General features: G+C 43.8%; 15 protein-coding genes and 1 pseudogene. All 16 read left to right on the forward strand.

Features of this window, described 5'->3' with window-relative positions; translation table 11 throughout:
* The first annotated feature begins 57 nt into the window (after nt 1-57).
* The 16 genes and pseudogenes from O3301_RS27365 to O3301_RS27440 all read left to right on the forward strand — a co-directional run bounded on the left by O3301_RS27365 (nt 58) and on the right by O3301_RS27440 (nt 17,799).
* Nucleotides 58-1,272: a Wzz/FepE/Etk N-terminal domain-containing protein gene (locus tag O3301_RS27365; RefSeq protein ID WP_305058018.1), complete on the forward strand. Its 1,215-nt coding sequence runs from the start codon at nt 58-60 to the stop codon at nt 1,270-1,272.
* A gap of 68 nt (nt 1,273-1,340) precedes the next feature.
* A complete protein-coding gene (gene rfbF / locus O3301_RS27370) occupies nt 1,341-2,111 on the forward strand; it encodes a glucose-1-phosphate cytidylyltransferase (RefSeq protein WP_289917706.1) in 771 nt (256 codons plus the stop codon).
* Nucleotides 2,111-3,178 carry a CDP-glucose 4,6-dehydratase gene (gene rfbG / locus O3301_RS27375; RefSeq protein WP_289917899.1) on the forward strand — a complete coding sequence of 356 codons (1,068 nt, stop codon included), beginning with the start codon at nt 2,111-2,113 and terminating at the stop codon, nt 3,176-3,178. The genes rfbF and rfbG overlap by 1 nt, the downstream gene beginning before the upstream one ends.
* A 30-nt stretch (nt 3,179-3,208) precedes the next feature.
* Complete coding sequence (gene rfbH, locus O3301_RS27380) at nt 3,209-4,534, forward strand: lipopolysaccharide biosynthesis protein RfbH (RefSeq protein WP_289917705.1); 1,326 nt, start codon at nt 3,209-3,211, stop codon at nt 4,532-4,534.
* Nucleotides 4,535-4,566: 32 nt separating this feature from the next.
* Complete coding sequence (locus O3301_RS27385; protein ID WP_289917701.1) at nt 4,567-5,652, forward strand: NAD(P)-dependent oxidoreductase; 1,086 nt, start codon at nt 4,567-4,569, stop codon at nt 5,650-5,652.
* Nucleotides 5,652-6,455: a transketolase gene (locus tag O3301_RS27390; RefSeq protein ID WP_289917700.1), complete on the forward strand. Its 804-nt coding sequence runs from the start codon at nt 5,652-5,654 to the stop codon at nt 6,453-6,455. The genes O3301_RS27385 and O3301_RS27390 overlap by 1 nt, the downstream gene beginning before the upstream one ends.
* Nucleotides 6,455-7,375 carry a transketolase family protein gene (locus tag O3301_RS27395; RefSeq protein WP_289917698.1) on the forward strand — a complete coding sequence of 307 codons (921 nt, stop codon included), beginning with the start codon at nt 6,455-6,457 and terminating at the stop codon, nt 7,373-7,375. Before O3301_RS27390 ends, O3301_RS27395 begins: the two co-directional genes overlap by 1 nt.
* Before the next feature lie 79 nt (nt 7,376-7,454).
* Nucleotides 7,455-8,366, forward strand: a complete 912-nt coding sequence (locus O3301_RS27400; protein ID WP_289917696.1) for an NAD(P)-dependent oxidoreductase — start codon at nt 7,455-7,457, stop codon at nt 8,364-8,366.
* Nucleotides 8,356-10,137, forward strand: coding sequence for an ABC transporter ATP-binding protein (locus O3301_RS27405; protein ID WP_289917694.1), 1,782 nt, complete (start codon nt 8,356-8,358; stop codon nt 10,135-10,137). The genes O3301_RS27400 and O3301_RS27405 overlap by 11 nt, the downstream gene beginning before the upstream one ends.
* The gene (locus tag O3301_RS27410) at nt 10,134-11,168 is read left to right on the forward strand and encodes a glycosyltransferase family A protein (protein WP_289917692.1); all 1,035 of its coding nucleotides are present in this window, start codon (nt 10,134-10,136) and stop codon (nt 11,166-11,168) included. The genes O3301_RS27405 and O3301_RS27410 overlap by 4 nt, the downstream gene beginning before the upstream one ends.
* On the forward strand, nt 11,165-12,178 hold the full coding sequence (locus O3301_RS27415; protein ID WP_305058019.1) for a glycosyltransferase family 2 protein: 1,014 nt from the start codon (nt 11,165-11,167) through the stop codon (nt 12,176-12,178). Before O3301_RS27410 ends, O3301_RS27415 begins: the two co-directional genes overlap by 4 nt.
* Nucleotides 12,179-12,296: 118 nt before the next feature.
* The gene (locus tag O3301_RS27420; protein ID WP_305058020.1) at nt 12,297-12,941 is read left to right on the forward strand and encodes a DapH/DapD/GlmU-related protein; all 645 of its coding nucleotides are present in this window, start codon (nt 12,297-12,299) and stop codon (nt 12,939-12,941) included.
* An 85-nt stretch (nt 12,942-13,026) separates the two neighbouring features.
* Entirely contained in the window at nt 13,027-14,259 is a 1,233-nt protein-coding gene (locus O3301_RS27425) for a glycosyl transferase (RefSeq protein WP_289917686.1), read from the forward strand.
* 27 nt (nt 14,260-14,286) lie between these two features.
* Nucleotides 14,287-15,273, forward strand: coding sequence for a glycosyltransferase family 1 protein (locus O3301_RS27430; RefSeq protein ID WP_305058021.1), 987 nt, complete (start codon nt 14,287-14,289; stop codon nt 15,271-15,273).
* Between the two features lie 95 nt (nt 15,274-15,368).
* Nucleotides 15,369-16,466: pseudogene (locus O3301_RS27435) on the forward strand (glycosyltransferase family 4 protein); the annotation flags it as partial.
* A 61-nt stretch (nt 16,467-16,527) separates the two neighbouring features.
* Nucleotides 16,528-17,799, forward strand: a complete 1,272-nt coding sequence (locus O3301_RS27440; protein ID WP_305058022.1) for a hypothetical protein — start codon at nt 16,528-16,530, stop codon at nt 17,797-17,799.
* The last annotated feature ends 596 nt before the right edge of the window (nt 17,800-18,395 follow it).

The raw sequence follows: 18,395 nt of genomic DNA on the forward strand, positions 1-18,395 counted from the left end.
GTACAACCAATCACGGTGACGTTTTAAATATGATGGGTTATAACTCGAAAGAAAAAGATGTCTGAGGAAAATGAAAATATGGGGCAGCGTTCTCCGGTAACCGAAAATATTGATGAGATCCATTTATTGGATATATTAACGGCGCTTGCCCGGCAGAAGAAAATATTATTTACAGTGCCTTTGATTACCGGAGTGTTGGCAATAGCTGCAGCGTTCCTCATTCAGCCTATATTTTCGTCTAGTGCAGTTATTCTTCCACCTCAGCAGCAGAATTCCGGCGCAGCTGCCATGTTGGGGCAACTTGGCGGGTTGGCAGGGGCTGCAGGCAGTATTGCAGGATTAAAAAATCCTAATGATTTATATGTGGCCATGTTGCAAAGTAGAACTGTGGCGGATAAATTGATATCTAAATTTGATCTGAAAAAACGTTTTGGTGTGGAGACGTTTGATGAGGCAAGAAAAATATTGAGTGGAATGGTTGTTGTTGCCAGTGATAAAGCTGGATCTATTTCTATAATTGTTGAAGATTATGATTCAAAATTTGCGGCTGAATTGGCGAATGCATTTGTTGCTGAGTTATCGAATTTGACTAGTAATTTGGCAATTACTGATGCCGCACGTCGCCGGCTATTTTTCGAAAAACAGTTGCTTACAGCGAAAGATGCCCTAGGGAATGCAGAAGTGGATCTGCAAAAAATGCAAGAAAAAACTGGTCTGCTGCAACTTGATGGACAAGTAAGAAGCATTATCAGTAATATTGCGCAATTAGAAGGAACAATTGCAGCAAAAGAGGTACAACTTAATGCAATGCGTAGTTTTGCAACAAATAGCAATCCAGAATTAATGCGTTTGCAAGGTGAAATTCAGGGCTATCAAGCACAACTTGGAAAACTTAAAAATGGAAAATTATCCAACGATGGTGATATTACTGTCCCAAGTGGAAAGATTCCTCAAATAGGCGTCGATTATGTGCGTAGTCTACGTAACGTAAAATATCAAGAAACTATTTTTGAGTTTCTTTCAAAGCAATACGAGGTGGCCAAGATTGATGAAGCAAAAGAGTCTTCGGCGATACAAATTCTTGATAGCGCAATACCGGCAGAGAAAAAATCAAAACCAAGAAAATTAATTATTGTCATTTTTGGATTTGTTGGCGGTGGATTGCTTGCACTATTCCTTGCATTGATGCGTGATGCTTTTCAGCAATCATCTAAAGACAGCACAGGAAGATATCGTTGGCAAGTCTTGAAAAAGACTTGGAAAGAGGGCTGATTTTGTTTTGCTGGATGAAGAAGCCATGATTGGCTTCTCATTTTACTTTGACAAGTAGGGAAAGAAATATGAAAGCTGTTATTTTGGCGGGTGGATTAGGAACCCGAATTAGCGAAGAAACTTCTACGAAACCGAAGCCGATGGTGGAAATTGGTGGTAAGCCCATCTTATGGCACATCATGAAGTCGTATTCGGCCCATGGAGTGAATGATTTCATCATTTGCTGCGGCTACAAGGGTTATGTGATCAAGGAGTATTTCGCGAACTATTTCCTGCATACCTCGGACGTGACTTTCGATATGCAGAATAACCAGATGGAAGTGCATGTGCGCAACGCTGAACCCTGGAAGGTGACGTTGGTCGATACCGGCGATGAGACCATGACAGGTGGTCGCCTGAAACGCGTCGAGCGCTACCTGGAAGGGGAAGAGGCGTTCTGTTTCACGTATGGCGATGGCGTCAGCGACGTCAATATCACTGAATCGATCGCCTTCCATAAGACACACGGCAAAATGGCAACGTTGACAGCGACTCAGCCTCCTGGCCGCTTCGGCGCGCTGATCTTGGATGGCCAGAAAATCAATAGTTTCCAGGAAAAGCCGCAAGGCGATGGTGCGTGGATCAACGGCGGCTATTTTGTGCTGTCGCCGAAAGTCATCGATTACATCGCGAACGACAGCACCACCTGGGAAAAGCAGCCGCTGGAACGCCTTGCCGCTGAAGGTCAACTGGACGCCTTTTTCCATCATGGCTTCTGGCAACCGATGGATACCCTGCGCGACAAGGTGCATCTGGAAGAACTGTGGCAATCGGGCAAGGCCCCCTGGAAGGCGGCTTGATGAATCCCGCATTCTGGCAAGGAAAACGTGTTTTTCTCACCGGCCATACCGGCTTCAAGGGTGGCTGGCTGAGCCTGTGGCTGCAGCAGCTTGGCGCCGACGTGACCGGCTATGCGCTGGCGGCACCGACCACCCCCAGCCTGTTTGAGGTCGCCGACGTGGCCAGTGGCATGCAGTCGATCATCGGCGACGTGCGCGATGGCGACGCAGTCAAGCGCGCCATGGCCGCCGCACGTCCGGACATCGTCATTCACATGGCCGCCCAGCCGCTGGTGCGCTACTCATACGCCAATCCGGTGGAAACGTATTCCACCAACGTCATGGGCGTGGTGCATGTGCTCGAAGCCGTGCGCGCCACGCCTGGCGTGCGTGCGGTGGTGAATGTCACCAGCGACAAGTGCTATGAAAACCGCGAATGGCCGTGGGGCTACCGCGAAAACGAGGCCATGGGCGGCTACGATCCCTACAGCAACAGCAAGGGCTGCGCCGAACTGGTGACAGCCGGCTACCGCAGTTCCTTCTTCCATGCCGACAAATACGCCGAACACGGCGTGGCTCTGGGCAGCGGCCGCGCCGGCAACGTCATCGGCGGCGGCGACTGGGCGCTGGATCGCCTGATTCCCGACATGTTGCGCGCCATCGGCGCCGGCGAGCCGGTGATGATCCGCAATCCCCATGCGATCCGCCCGTGGCAGCACGTGCTCGAGCCATTGAGCGGTTATCTGACCCTGGCGGAAAAGCTGTACACGGCAGGCCCCGTGCATGCCGAAGGCTGGAACTTCGGCCCGCACGATACCGACGCCAAGCCCGTCGAATGGATCATCGAGCGCATGACGCAAGAATGGGGCGCGGGCGCCTCCTGGTCGCTCGACGGCCAGGACCATCCGCATGAGGCAACCTATCTGAAACTCGATTGTTCCAAGGCGCGTGGCCAGCTGGGCTGGCATCCGCGCTGGGACATCGGCCAGACCATCGCCAGAATTGTCGAGTGGCATAAGGCGTGCGACCAGGGCGCGGACATGCGGGCAATGACGCTGGCGCAAATCGCCACCTATCAAAATACCTGATTAATTACCTAATAAATTGAAGGCTGTATCATGAGCGAACAACTGACCCAACAACAAATCCGCGAGCAGATCGCTGCCCTGGTGGCGCAATACGGCGCACTGGCCAGCGTGCCGAAACCATTCGAGCCGGGCGTGACGGTGATTCCACCGGCCGGTAAAGTCGTCGGCGCACCCGAGATGGGCCTGATGGTCGAAGCCTCGCTCGACGCCTGGCTGACCACGGGTCGTTTCAATGACGAATTCGAACAGCGCCTGGCCAAGTTCATCGGCGTCGAATTCCTGATCACGGTGAACTCGGGTTCGTCCGCCAACCTGGTGGCCTTCTCGGCGCTGACGTCGCCCAAACTCGGCGCGCGCGCCATCCAGCCTGGTGACGAAGTCATCGGCGTGGCGGCCGGTTTCCCGACCACCGTCAATCCGATTTTGCAATATGGTGCGGTACCCGTCTTCGTCGACGTGGAACTGGGCACCTATAACATCGATGCCACGAAAATCGAAGCGGCCATCACGGACAAGACCAAGGCCATCATGCTGGCCCATACCCTGGGCAATCCGTTCAACCTGGAAGTCATCGTTGCGCTGTGCAAGAAATACAATCTGTGGCTGGTGGAAGATTGCTGCGACGCCCTGGGCGCCACGTATAACGGCCAGATGTGCGGCACCTTCGGCGATATCGGCACCATGAGTTTTTACCCTGCGCACCATATCACCATGGGCGAAGGCGGCGCGGTGTTTACCAACAATCCGGAACTGAAAGCGATTGCCGAATCGTTCCGCGACTGGGGCCGCGACTGCTATTGCGCGCCAGGCAAGGACAACACCTGCGGCCAGCGTTTCTGCTGCAAGCTGGGCACGCTGCCGGAAGGCTATGACCACAAGTACACCTACAGCCACCTGGGCTACAACCTGAAAATCACGGACATGCAGGCCGCTTGCGGCCTGGCGCAGATGGACCGCGCGGCCGGTTTCGTGCAGGCGCGCAAGGACAATTTCAACTACATGAAAAATGGCCTGCAGAGCTGTGCGGAGTTCCTGATCCTGCCGGAAGCGACGCCCAATTCCGATCCATCGTGGTTCGGTTTCCCGATCACCATCCGTCCGGAAGCGAATGTGGACCGTGTCAGCCTGCTGACCTTCCTGGATCAACACAAGATCGGCACGCGTCTGCTGTTCGCCGGCAACCTGACGCGTCAGCCGTACATGATCGGGCGTAACTACCGCGTCTCGGGTGAGCTGACGAATACGGACCGCATCATGCACGACACCCTGTGGATCGGCGTGTTCCCTGGCTTGACCCGCGAAATGATGGATTTCTCGATCAGCAAGATCGAAGAATTCTTCGGTGTGAACTTCTAAGTGTAATGATCAATACGCATCAAGAGCCGCAAATGAAACAGACCTACCAGCCTGGAGTGGCCGTTGAGGATCTGCGGCTGATACTGGAGCGCACTCCTGCCAGCGTATGGCATGCGTTGCGCGGACAGCGCATCTTTATCACCGGCGGTACCGGCTTCATAGGCTGCTGGTTGTTGGAGGCGCTGATCTGGGCCGACCGCCAGCTTGACCTAGGCATCAGCGTGGCGGTGCTGACCCGGCGCCCCGAAGCCTTTCGCAAGAAGGCGCCGCATTTGGCAAACGATGCGATTGTTCAATTGCTCGAAGGTGATGTCAATGATCTGCGCTTCTTTAGTGATGCCGTTGACATCGTGTTGCATGCGGCGACTGATGTCGCCACTGCCGTTGCCGACCAACGCACGGTATTTGACGACATCGTCAATGGGACGCGCGAAACGCTGGCCCTCGCGACGCGTTGCGGTGCGCAACGTTATTTGTTGACCAGTTCGGGTGCTGTGTACGGACGTCAGCCAGCAGACATGACGCATATCCGCGAGCACTATCAGGGGGCACCCGATACCTTGCAAGCCAATACTGCTTATGGGCAAGGGAAACGGGTGTCGGAATGGCTGGTGCAGGTGCACGCCAGTCAGCAAGGTTTGCAAACCGGCATCGCACGTGTTTTTGCGCTGTTGGGTCCGTATCTACCACTCGACGCACAATTTGCCGCTGGTAACTTCATTCTCGACGGACTCAATCAACGAGATATCAAGGTAGGCGGCGACGGTACTGCGCAGCGATCCTATTTATATGCAGCGGACATGGTGATATGGCTGTTGAGAATATTAATCGACGGGGCGCCTGGCCAAGCCTACAACCTTGGTTCTGCCCAGGCATTGAGTATTCGTGAACTAGCGGAAACCATTTCGGACATCATGTATGGCTGTGAACGTATCGTAATGGGAGCCGAGCCTGTGCCAAATGCGCCTGTATTGCGTTACGTCCCCAATGTAGACAAGGCGCGTGTGCAATTGAATTTACTTGAATACACCGACCTGCGGTCGGCCATACGTAAAACCATCGATTGGCGGCTCCATTTATTACAAGCTGCCGGTCGCGAACAATCCGGGAATTCATAATGTCTGAATTTAATCCTCGCCAGTTGCGCCGCACCGTCCTCGAAATGGCGTATGCCGGCTCGACTGTGCATATTGCTTGTGCATTTTCGCTCATTGAAATTCTGGCTGTGCTGTACCGCAATCACTTGCGTTATCCGGGCGATGATCCGCGCGCCTTGGAGCGCGATTACCTGGTGTTGAGCAAAGGCCATGGTGTCATGGGCCAATATGCCTGCCTGCATGAAAAGGGCTGGTTGCCGAAAAGCGAACTTGATAATTATTTCAGCGATGGCTCGCGCCTCAAGGGCTTGTCTGACGGACATGTGGTCGGTTGCGAAGTTACCTCGGGTTCGCTTGGACACGGCTTGTCGGTAGGTGTCGGCATGGCTCTGGCCGCAAAGCTGGTCAAAACTGACCAGCTTTGCTACGCAATCGTCGGCGATGGAGAAATGAATGAAGGCACGATGTGGGAAGCGATGTTGTTCGCGACCCATTGGTCGTTGGATAATTTGGTAGTCATCGTGGATGAAAACGGTTTCCAGGCTATGGGCAAGACCATCGATGTAATGAAGCTTGGAAGCCTGCAAGACAAATTCAGCGCGTTCGGTTTCGATGCTGTGAGCATCGACGGCCATGATGAGATGGCGATTGAAAGCGCATTGACACAATTAAAAGCAAATAAAAATGGCAAACCCAAAGCGATCGTGGCGCGCACGGTCAAAGGCAAGGGTGTGTCGTTCATGGAACATCAAAATATCTGGCACTACACGCGTCTGACGGAAGATTCCTTCAATGCGGCGATGGCAGAGTTGGAGCGCACATAATGAGAGCAGCATTTTCGAAGGCGATCGTGGATGCGGCAAAGGCCGATCCGAAAATCCTGTTGCTGACCGGCGACCATGGATACGCCTTGTTCGACGATTTTCGCAAAGCATTGCCCGATCAATTCATCAATGCCGGCATCGCAGAACAAAACATGGTGGGCGTCGCGGCTGGCCTTGCCAAGGCGGGTTTCAAGCCTATCGTGTACGGTCTGGCTGCATTTGTTCCGGTTCGAGTACTTGAGCAGATAAAAATTGATATCTGCTATGAAAATCTTCCAGTGATCTTGATTGGAGACGGCGCTGGTCTGGTTTATAGCCACCTGGGCACTAGTCACCAGTCGACCGAAGATATCGCCTGCACGAGAGCCATTCCAGCTTTGACAATCCTGTCGCCAGGCGACCGCTTTGAAATGGCAGCGACCATGAGGCTGGCCTTTAGCCTCCATTCGCCCGTTTACATACGCATGGGCAAGAGCGACCGCGGTGACATTCATAGCGCGGAGCTGATACTGTCAGCAGGACAGATGCTCAAGGTAAGAAAAGGATCGGCAAAGACAGCCATTCTCGCGACTGGATCGATGGTGCGTACAGCGCTTGATTTGGTTGAGCAAGGCCTGGATGCGGAAGTCTGGAGTGTGCCTTCGATCAAACCATTTAACCGCAAGCAGTTGAACGACATAGCACAAAATGTTGATTGCATTGTGACAATTGAAGAGCACTCTGTCATCGGTGGCTTGGGGGCATGCATTGCCGAGGAGATTTCTACGAGCAGCACCTTGCCGATCTGCCGTATCGGAATTGAGGATCGTTTTTCGAGCGCTTGTGGAACTTGGGATTATTTATTGAAAGAGCACAAATTAGATGTGACATCAATATCTTATAAAATTCACGAATTTATTACTAGGATAAAAATTCAGTAGGGAGTTAAATAGTGGAAATTATTATGGTGCAACGTGATCTTTTCGGTGCTAAACGAATATATTGTATTCTGGAAGAAAAATGATTTTATTGACAGGCGCAACAGGATTTTTGGGAAGCCGCTTATTGGCGGCACTGCTGAAGACCGGATATGAAGTCGTTATTGTCAAACGATCTTTTTCGAATACTGCCAAAATTGCAGAAAACTTAGAGAACGACAGGCTTCATATTTTCGATATCGACCGTGACGACCCCCGGAAAATATTCGAGACGTATAAGATCAAGACAATTATTCATGCGGCAACAGAGTATGGTCGTGGAACGACGCCGGTATTTAAGATTCTGGAGGCCAATTTAATTTTGCCGATACGTCTTGCTGAGTTAGGGATTGACTACGGTGTAAAATGTTTTATTAATACCGATTCATTTTTCAATAAAGGGAATAGCTCTTATTCAAATTTGTTGAATTATTCACTATCCAAGAAAAGCTTGCTTGTCTGGTTAAACCAATTATCAAAAAAATTAAAAATAATCAATGTTGTACTCGAGCATATTTATGGTCCGGGTGATGATAACCTGAAATTTGTTGAAAGTGTAGTTCAAAAAATAGCCATTGAGAAAGTGGGGAAAATTTCGCTTACACATGGCCATCAGAAGCGCGATTTTATTTATGTCGACGATGTGGTCAAGGCATATTTGAAATTGGTGGACTATGCGAATAGTCATGATTTTTCATTTAAAACTTTTGAAGTTGGAACAGGGAAAAGCTTTCAAATTCGTGAGTTTGTGGAAATTGTCAAGAATATTTCCGGTAGTCAGACCGAATTATGCTTTGGTGATATTGAATACCGTAGCGACGAAATTATGGATTCCAAGGCAGATATCAGCCAGTTGAGCGAATTAAGTTGGATGCCAACTACCTCGTTGAGAAGCGGAATTGAAAAAATATTACAAGAATATAGTCTAAAAACAAGAAAAAAAAATGCGATTTGAGAAAACTTTTTCCAATTTGATCGGCCGCCTCTGGCAGCACATTGGTCGCAGTCGCCGCCGTCAATTCTGGCTGCTACTTGGATTGACAATACTGGCGTCATTTGCGGAGATCGTAAGCATTGGATCGGTGCTTCCCTTTATTGGTGCTCTGACAAATCCAGAGAAAATCTTCGATAGTAGTGCTGCCGCGCCGATGATACAGTTTATGGGCTTGGAAAATGCAGATCAGCTATTGCTCCCACTTACCATAATTTTTAGCGTGGCTGCATTGCTGTCTGGGCTATTACGTATATTCTCATTGAAATTTTCAGTAAAAGTATCGTTTGAAGTGGGATCTGAACTGAGCAATAACGTATATCGCAAAACACTATATCAGCCTTATGCAACTCATATTGCGAGAAATAGTAGTGAAGTGGTGAACGTAATATGGGTAAAAATTAGCGAAGTTATATTTTATATTCTAATGCCAGGTTTGACATTGATCAGTAGTATAGCGATGATAATCGCCATACTATTTGTCTTATGCTATGTCATTCCAGGTGTTGCGCTAGGTATCATTGCTTGCTTCGGATTGATTTATGCATTTATTATTAAAATTAGTCGTAGGCATTTGAAGGAAAGTAGTCGCCGTATTGCTACAGAATCTAATAATGTTATTAAATCCTTGCAAGAGGGATTGGGTGGAATACGCGATATTCTAATTGACGGGAGTCAGGAGAGTTTTTGCGCAATTTATAGGGAAACTGACCGCATTTTACGTACGGCTCAAGGGAGTAATCAGTTTATTAGTCAAAGCCCAAGATTTGCAATGGAAAGCATGGGGACGGTATTAATTGCTGGTTTAGCCTATGTACTATCACAGCGGCCGGATGGAATAACGAACGCAATTCCTATCTTGGCCGCACTTGCTTTGGGACTGCAACGATTATTGCCTGCTTTGCAGCAAGCCTATAATTCTTGGTCTTTGATGCAAGGAGCACACGCGTCCCTTCAAGATGCATTGGATCTGTTAGATCAGCCCATGTTGCAAAATACGGGAGAGGAAAAAATTGCACCGATATCGTTCGAAAATGATATCAGCTTAAAGAAAGTTTCTTTCCGTTATAACAGCGAATCGCCCTGGATATTCGAGGATGTCGATCTTGAAGTTAAGAAAGGCAGCAGGGTTGGGTTTATCGGCGGAACCGGTAGTGGAAAAAGTACGATGATAGATATTATCATGGGATTACTGGATCCGGCTCGCGGCGCTCTTGAAATTGATGGCAAGAAGATATCGTCCGAAAATCGCCGTGCATGGCAATCTCGTATAGCCCACGTCCCACAGACCGTTTTTCTAACGGATAATAGTATCGAAGAAAATATTGCATTTGGTATTCCGAGGGAAAAAATTTCATACGAACGTGTAAAACTAGCCGCAGAACAAGCGCAGCTTGCCGAAACCATTGAGCAGTGGCCCGAAGGATATCGCACAGTAGTCGGTGAACGAGGGATTCAACTTTCTGGTGGACAGAGGCAACGAATTGGCATCGCACGTGCGTTGTACAAGCGTGCCGATGTGATCGTCTTTGATGAAGCCACTAGTGCTTTAGATACGGAAACTGAAATGGCGGTAATGCTTGCGATAGAGTCTCTTAGTAAGGACATTACTATTTTAATCATTGCTCACAGATTAAATACATTAAAGAATTGTCATAAAATTGTTGAAGTTAGAAAAGAAGGTATTTTTATTAAAGATATGAACTTTAACGAAGTAATTGGTGACTTTTCATGAGTGATATTTCAGTAAGTTTCTGCATCCCAACTTACAATCGTGCAGAAATTGTTTACCAGAATGTCTTGAGTATTTTGGAATGTCCCGATATAGATATCGAGGTTGTGGTCCTGGACAATGGATCAACTGACTCGACAATAGAGTTATTAAAAAAAATTAAGGACACAAGACTTTCAGTATATGAAAATGGAGAGAACAAGGGGGTGCTCTTCAACATATTGCATGCCGTTGATAAAGGATGTGGGAAATACCTGGTTTTTTCTACAGACAAGGACAGTTTTCATTCGGATGCAATCTCCAGTTTCAGGTCTTTTTTGATGGCACAGCCGGAGTTGGCTGCTGGATATTGCGAATATAATTCAACTGTATTAAATGAGTATGATCGTTTTCCAAAAGGTATATTGGCCGTCAAGGCTATAGCTTATATGGCTAGACACCCGACGGGATATTTTTTTAATAACCATCTTCTTAAATCAATTAATTTAGTTAAAAGATTTTCAGACTATAATGTAGTTGATACTTTTCCTTTTGATTTTGTCTTTGCTGAATTATGTTTGCTCGGTGACGGATATATTTACAATCCAGACTTGATCACTACTGAGGATGGTGCTGCGGCCGCAAAAATTAAATCATTTGGTACCGATGGCAATAAGAAAGATGCATTTTTTTCCCCTGATTCCAGACTACGTATGGCAGTTAACTTCAGCCAGCATATATATACATTGAATCTATCGAAAAAAGAAAAGAATCATTTGATTATTGGTGTATTTATAAGAGGATTGCTTGGTGCGACCGTCGGATATCGTGCCATTCTAAAAAATGCCAATCTTTGTGAGCATTATGGTATGCCGTCCAGGACTGTTAAAAATGGAGAAATTCTGAATTATGGAATTACTTACGCCATCTCATTTGTTAGAAAAACAAATACTATTTTTGGAGCTTCTATTTTTTCAAAAATCATATTTTTTAAAAATGTAGCATTTTATATTATAAAAAAAATCTTTATCAAAGTATTAAAAGGTGAAAAATGATCCAGCCTTTTATTTTGTCTATCGTCATTCCGACTTTCAGGCGAGCTGCGTGCTTAGAGATTTTGCTATCATCGATAACATCGCATTTATCATATTTCCCGACGGACCTTGAGATAATTGTTTTAGATAACGCATCGCCAGATAATACGGAGAATATTGTTTCAGAATTTGCAAATACCTTTCCGATTAAATATTTTCGTCATGATGAAAATATAGGTATGGATGGTAATATCGCAGCATGTTTCAATGTAGCATCTGGGAGGTATCTATGGGTGCTTGGCGATGATGAAATATTGTATCAAGGTACTTTAAATTACGTATTGAATTTATGCCGAAATAGGGAATTCGGTATTTTATATATGGAGAATGGTGGGTTTAAAGATGGCCAAGAGGGAGCGATTGCGCTACGCTCGATTCCAGAGAATATTAAAATAAAAACATTGAATTCTGAAAAAATATTTCGTGAAGTTAATGTTTTCCTTACATTTATTTCTGCCAATATAATTAATAGGGAAGAAATTCTAAGAAAAATCCCAGATTTTGATTTTAGATCTGATACTGGTACGTTTTTACCTCAGATGGCTTGGATGTATAGTGCACTAAAAATAATAGATTCTCATATTTATATATATACACCTATGTTCGGTGCGATGACCGGAAATACGGGGGGCTATAAATTGATTCAGGTCTTTGGCGCAAATCTTATAAATATAACGAAAAAATATTTCTCTGAAGACTCTTTCAACAATGCCAATATCATGTCGAATGCTGTTGTGACAAGACTTCTTCCAGGTGAGTTAATGCATCAATTTGGAAGTGCCGCTAGTAAAAGTAATTTTGAACATGAAGATATCAATTTAATGATAGCTTCTTGTTTTGGAAATAATAAATATGCCAATGTTTTCTTAAAAGGTATACTGTCAAATTCAAAATTAAGAAGAGAAATTTCATTTTTTGGCGTTCGAGTATTGAATAAAATAAATAAAAATTTGCATTATGCGCTTCTTTGATGTCGATTTTTCTTTGTGCCTAAGAAAAGTATGTGTATTTACGCTTGGATTTGGTATTTTCAATACATATTGTATTTAAATGATGTAATTGAACGCAAAATTTTCCATACGTTTATTCATGAAAAAATTTATAAAAGTTCTAAAAAGAGAAAATTTCAATTTCCTTTCTTTGATTTTTTTGGCGGTAAAATTAAAACTTCGACGTATATATTATAAAAAACTGTTTGGCTGGAATGTCAATGCAATTTTAGGGCCTGCTTATATTCGTGGGAAACGCCATATAACCATAGGTGATAATTTTAATTGTAGAAGTCACCTATGGATCGAAGCTGTTACTGAGTTTGGTGATCAAAAATTCAATCCGAGAATAATTATTGGGAATAATTTTGGCGCCAGTGATTTTCTTCATATAGCGGCAACAAATTTAGTTGATATTGGAAATAATGTATTGGTGGGTAGTAAGGTTTTGATCACAGACCATTTACATGGCGATTATCGAAGTGACTTTCCATCATCACCCGATGAGTCTCCCCATGATAGAAAACTGTCGACGGAACGCCTAGTCATCATTGAAGATAATGTTCTAATTGGCGACAATGTTTGCATTTTACCCGGAGCACGGATTGGTTTTGGTGCTGTTATAGGTGCTAATTCAGTTGTGACTTCGGATATTCCCCCTAAGACGATCGCCGTAGGTATTCCTGCTCGAATAGTGAAGAAGTATTGTGATGCCCAGAAAAAATGGATAGGTGTAGAAATTTAGTCCGTCTGAATCTATTTATCCTAAAGAAATTTATTGATTATAAGTGAACTTAAAGCAATGTTGTTAGAATATGGAAAGTAAAGTTATGGATTTAGATCGTAGTAAAAATTGTGGTGATGGAAATTATTCTGGATGCACGATTGTATCGAAAAACTATTTTGCTTACGCCTTAACGCTGAGAAATAGTTTTTTAAAAAAACATCCTGATGGTGCTTTTCATATACTTATCGTCGATACAAAAGATGAGACTTTTAAAGTAGATGATGGTGTTGCCATTACTTGGGTCGAAGATCTTAATATTCCAAACTTCACATCATATGCCATTCGCTATGATATTTTAGAATTAAATACAAATGTTAAACCGACATTTTTATTGATGCTGTTGGGAAAATACAAAAAAGTTACCTATATAGATCCTGATATAAAAATTTTCCGGCATCTTGATATCATATTCGACAGATTAAATGATCATTCAATCGTGTTGACTCCTCATATTGTCAGTCCTATTATTGATAGTATGAAGCCTGGAGAAGTTGATTTTCTAATTAATGGTCAATTTAATCTTGGATTTATTGGCGTTAATGATTCCGAGCAGGCCATAGAAATGCTTCGCTGGTGGCAGGCTCGTTGCCTTGAGCAGGGATATAATGAACCGGCTCATGGGCTTTTTGTCGATCAAAAATGGATCAACCTGGTTCCTTGCATATTTTCTGGTGTTTATATTGAGAAATCACTTGGCTGCAATATGGCCTACTGGAATTTGCACGAGCGCTTGCTTGGACAAAAGGACAATGAATGGGTAGTGAACGCTACAGAACCATTGTACTTTTTCCATTTTAGCGGATTGCTGCTGAATGAGGAAAATGCTATTTCGAAATATCAGAATAGATTTGATTTGGTACAACGGCCAGATCTAAAAGAAATATTCGCTGCATACCGTCAGGAGTTGCGGGACAATGGGCATTTGAAATTTCAAAAAATAAAATATGGTTTTTCGACGTTTAATGATAATAAATATATTTCTTCCGTTTCACGTCGCTTATATAGAATGTCAGAATTTCCAGTTACCAGCGACAATCCATTTTTAGTCGACAGTAAATTTTATAAATTTTGCAAGAGAAATAATTTGTTTGCGACTCCTAGTGGGGTTAAATCATATAATAGCTACAATACAAATCACAATGATATTCGTCTTAAAATAATTCGTTGTGGTATGAAGATCGCGTTTCGGTTTCTTGGTGTGGAAAAATATCAGTTACTGTTGAAATATATGATTTATATTGCTTCTATTCGTAATCAAAGAGATATTTTTAAATAATTATTTTTCCATGATAGGTTTCCCTTGGTGAAGAAGGTATACATCGATGAACGCTGGATAGGTGAGCATGGAATAGGAAGATTTGCACAAGTTATTGCAAGCAAAATTTCTTTGATTCCTATGAATATGACAGGCTCACCATCTTCTCCTCTTGATGCAGTGCGCTTTTTTTTACATACATTGCGCTATGCACGAAATAACTTAATATTTAGTCCCGGCTATAATGCGCCGATTTTTATTTGGACTCCATTTGTATTTACTATTCATGATTTGAATCATATCGATCGTACCGAAAATAGTAGCGTATTGAAGCGAATTTATTACAAATGGATCATGCGTCGTGCATGTCGTAATGCTAAGGTGGTATTGACGGTGTCTGAATTTTCCAAGCAACGTATTATCGAGTGGGCTGGGGTTGATCCTGCACATGTTGTTAATGTTGGAAATGGCGTCGGGGAAGAGTACTCTTTAAATGCTTTGGCATACAAACCAGGTTACAAGTATGTATTAAGTGTCAGCAATAGAAAGGCACACAAAAATGAAGCAAGAATAATTGAGTCTTTTGCGCGAGCAAATATCGAATCTAACGTTCGATTATTATTTACGGGCGATGGAAATCAGGCTCTCCTGGATATAGCGCAAAAATTTAATGTTCAAGATCGGGTTGTATTTATCGGGCGTGTTGCTGAAGTTGATCTTCCTGGTCTGTATCGTGGTGCTGTAATGCTTGTGTTTCCTTCCTTATACGAAGGATTTGGTTTGCCCGTGATCGAGGCGATGGCTTGTGGTTGTCCGGTACTGACGTCGAACACGACCTCCTTACCCGAGGTTGCAGGCGACGCAGCATTGTTGGTCGATCCAACATCTATTCAGAGTATTGCCGATGGTATCACCTTGATTTTTACCGATGCTGTTTTGCGTTCCAAAATGATTGGAGACGGCCTGGCTCAGGCTAGTAAATTTTCATGGGACGAGGTCGTCCGTAAAGTAGATAATGTTCTGAGCAATGCCTAAACGATGACTGGATGGCCTTGCGCAGTTCGATTTGAAAATGATATTGAATTACCGTTTCTGTAATAGTACTAGAGAGCATATTTCACATAATGAAAAAAATTGCATTAATGCATGAATGGTACACGACTCTGGCAGGCTCAGAAAAGGTAATGGAACAGTTATCCGGGCTGTATTCCGAAGCCGATATGTTCGCTGTATATGCAGATACTGACTTTGTGCAAGCTACTGATTTTTTGCGCAATCGTAAACTGACAACAACATTTATTCAAGATTTACCTAGGGCATTGAAATCGTTTCGTTCATATCTGCCTTTGATGCCACTTGCCGTGGAGCAACTAGATTTGTCATCATATGAACTGGTGATATCAAGTAGTCATGCTGTTGCGAAAGGGATTATTACTGGACCAGATCAGTTGCACATCAGTTATGTCCATTCCCCAATTCGATATGCCTGGGACTTGCAACATCAGTATCTACGCGAGTCTGGACTTGACACTGGTCTGAAGGGTTGGGTAGCGAAATGGATGCTACATAAAATTCGTATGTGGGACGTTAGAACGGCAAATGGTGTCGATCATTTTGTTGCTAATTCCAAGTTTATTGCACGTCGTATTAAGAAAGTTTATGGTCGAGATGCTGATGTGATTTATCCGCCAGTTAATGTATCTGCTTTTTCTCTAGTTGAAGAAAAAGAAGACTTTTATCTTACTGCTTCACGTCTCGTTCCTTACAAAAAAATGGACTTGATCGTCGAGGCATTTTCAAAAATGCCTGAAAAACGTTTGATTGTCATTGGTGATGGGCCTGATATGCAGAAGATCAAGGCAAAAGCAGGAAAAAATGTTGAAATGTTGGGCTATCAGTCGTTTTCGGTGCTAAAAGACATGATGCAACGGGCGAAGGCATTTGTGTTTGCTGCTGAGGAGGACTTCGGGATTATTCCGGTTGAAGCTCAGGCGTGCGGTACACCAGTTATCGCTTTTGGAAAGGGGGGGAGTTTGGAAACTGTAATTGACGGAGGACCTGAACCGACAGGTTTATTTTTTATGGAGCAAACGGTTTCTGCGGTTTGTATGGCCGTTCATGACTTCGAGAAACGACGCCATCTTTTCCTTCCCATTAACTGTAGGAAAAATTCTGAACGTTTTTCGATTGAAAGATTTAATCTTGAGTTTTCGAACTATGTAAATTCGAAATGGTTCGATTTTTCAAGCAAGAAGTAAATTAATTTAGATAGAATAGTGAATTTAAAAAATGGATTCCATAGAAAAATTTAATAATTCATCTCCTAAATATAAATTCGCAGTCTTTATGATGACAGTTTTTATTATTTATTTTCCGAAAGGGGGGGTGAAAATTGGAGGCGTACCTTTAACGTGGGGATATGTGGCAATTTTCATTTTTTCAATTATTGCTATTCCTCGCTTCCTTTTGAATATTGGGAATATTTCTTTTTCTACCTGCCGTTTGAATGTAATTTTTTCGTTGTTGCCATTTCAGAGTATTGTGATTATTAGCTTCATATTTAATGGAGTTGAAAATTTCGGTTTTGGTATTTCACTTATCGTTTCTGTGATATTTCTTCCATTTACATTCATTATATTATTTCATCAATATATGGAGGAAATGAACTTGTCATATCTTTTTGATATGGTGAGAAAAGGTGTAATATTTGTATCGATGTTTGGTATATTTTTATTTTTTTATAAATTGTACACAGGTTCCTTTCTTGAAATTCCATTTTTAACTGTAAATTATGATGACCTTGGTGAGCTTGAGGGAAAACATATCGATAGAGGTGGTATATTTAAACTAATATCAACTTACAATAATGGAAATATATATGGTATTTGCATATTGATGCTTCTTCCTTTGTATGAATTTCTTGAAAATTCAAAAATTAAAAGAATTATTGTTAAAACATCTTTGGTGTTGACTTTGTCTAGGACCGTTTGGTTAGGAATGATTATATATGAATTTTTTAAATTGTTTTACCTTTCAAGAAATTCTATAAATAGGCATTTTTTATTCATTCCGAGATTGTTTTTGGAATTGAAGATAAAGAAGTCAGATTTTACTGCTATTTTATTATCATTTATTGGAATAATTTTATTTGGTGGAGCCATTTTTTATATGGTTTTTATGATAGGACAAAATGCCTCATTTTTATTTGATAAAAATCTTGGTGGCAGAATTGACCAGTTAAATATCATAGATGAATTGACTTTTTTCCCTGAAAAGAAATTTTCCCAAGTTTCAGAAATTGTATATATGTCAATATTGAATGGCTTTGGTATATTGGGGTTCTTATCATTTTTATTGGCTATGCTGTCTCCTGTTATTTATGGTCTTTTAAGGCGAGTGCCATTTGGCGGCTCATTATATAAAAAATCTATTATGTCTGGATTGATCATATATCTTATATTGGCAATTTCTGACGGTGCCTTTTTATATATTCCTGTAATGGCAATTTATTGGTTTTTGGTTTCACTATTGTTATTGAGTAATCGTCATTCGAATAGTTGAATATCATGAATGGAGTTTCTCAAGCACCAAGTGCAACACCTTTTCTGTAAGGTGCCACTATGGCAGAAAATCTGCAAAAATTTGACCATCTTGGAGCGCGCCATCGTGATGGGTATGCGCGATGAGCTGTGTTTCATTCGTAAGCGGTCCATAAACCACAGCCTTGTGGCTTGATTCCGATTTTCGCATGCCTGCCGTTTCAATTTGAACTGGAGCAGGCATGGGGGATGCTCAGAGCACAAGAACTGGGCACCCTGGGCGACTTGCTGGTGCGGGCGCAGTACAACCGCTGCCTTCCGCACGCCGAGAGGCTGTGACAGCATACCAGCGCCGGGGTTGCCGCTCGATGAGATCGTCTTTGAAATGGGCACGGCGCGGCGTCAAGGCGCGCACCGTACATCAGTAATTGTGGGCGTGTCAGGCCGAACTGCCGGCGGCGCAAGGCAAGCGCGTCGGCGCCACCTGCCTCATTACCCGGGAAATCGACGCGCTGACCGACGTCAAGCCAGTTGAATGGCGCTTGCAGAGTAATTGCGCCGTGGACACGTTGGCGCAAGCGGTGGAACTGATCCAACGGTATCGGAACCGTTAGGAGA

The sequence above is a fragment of the Janthinobacterium sp. SUN211 genome (assembly GCF_030587315.1).
Lineage (GTDB): Bacteria > Pseudomonadota > Gammaproteobacteria > Burkholderiales > Burkholderiaceae_D > Janthinobacterium > Janthinobacterium kumbetense.

Excerpts from the sequence above, each read along its gene's own strand:
- O3301_RS27365 (WP_305058018.1), top strand. The coding sequence starts at position 58 with ATGTCTGAGGAAAATGAAAATATGGGGCAGCGTTCTCCGGTAACCGAA.
- rfbF (WP_289917706.1), top strand. The coding sequence starts at position 1,341 with ATGAAAGCTGTTATTTTGGCGGGTGGATTAGGAACCCGAATTAGCGAA.
- rfbG (WP_289917899.1), top strand. The coding sequence starts at position 2,111 with ATGAATCCCGCATTCTGGCAAGGAAAACGTGTTTTTCTCACCGGCCAT.
- rfbH (WP_289917705.1), top strand. The coding sequence starts at position 3,209 with ATGAGCGAACAACTGACCCAACAACAAATCCGCGAGCAGATCGCTGCC.
- O3301_RS27385 (WP_289917701.1), top strand. The coding sequence starts at position 4,567 with ATGAAACAGACCTACCAGCCTGGAGTGGCCGTTGAGGATCTGCGGCTG.
- O3301_RS27390 (WP_289917700.1), top strand. The coding sequence starts at position 5,652 with ATGTCTGAATTTAATCCTCGCCAGTTGCGCCGCACCGTCCTCGAAATG.
- O3301_RS27395 (WP_289917698.1), top strand. The coding sequence starts at position 6,455 with ATGAGAGCAGCATTTTCGAAGGCGATCGTGGATGCGGCAAAGGCCGAT.
- O3301_RS27400 (WP_289917696.1), top strand. The coding sequence starts at position 7,455 with ATGATTTTATTGACAGGCGCAACAGGATTTTTGGGAAGCCGCTTATTG.
- O3301_RS27405 (WP_289917694.1), top strand. The coding sequence starts at position 8,356 with ATGCGATTTGAGAAAACTTTTTCCAATTTGATCGGCCGCCTCTGGCAG.
- O3301_RS27410 (WP_289917692.1), top strand. The coding sequence starts at position 10,134 with ATGAGTGATATTTCAGTAAGTTTCTGCATCCCAACTTACAATCGTGCA.
- O3301_RS27415 (WP_305058019.1), top strand. The coding sequence starts at position 11,165 with ATGATCCAGCCTTTTATTTTGTCTATCGTCATTCCGACTTTCAGGCGA.
- O3301_RS27420 (WP_305058020.1), top strand. The coding sequence starts at position 12,297 with ATGAAAAAATTTATAAAAGTTCTAAAAAGAGAAAATTTCAATTTCCTT.
- O3301_RS27425 (WP_289917686.1), top strand. The coding sequence starts at position 13,027 with ATGGATTTAGATCGTAGTAAAAATTGTGGTGATGGAAATTATTCTGGA.
- O3301_RS27440 (WP_305058022.1), top strand. The coding sequence starts at position 16,528 with ATGGATTCCATAGAAAAATTTAATAATTCATCTCCTAAATATAAATTC.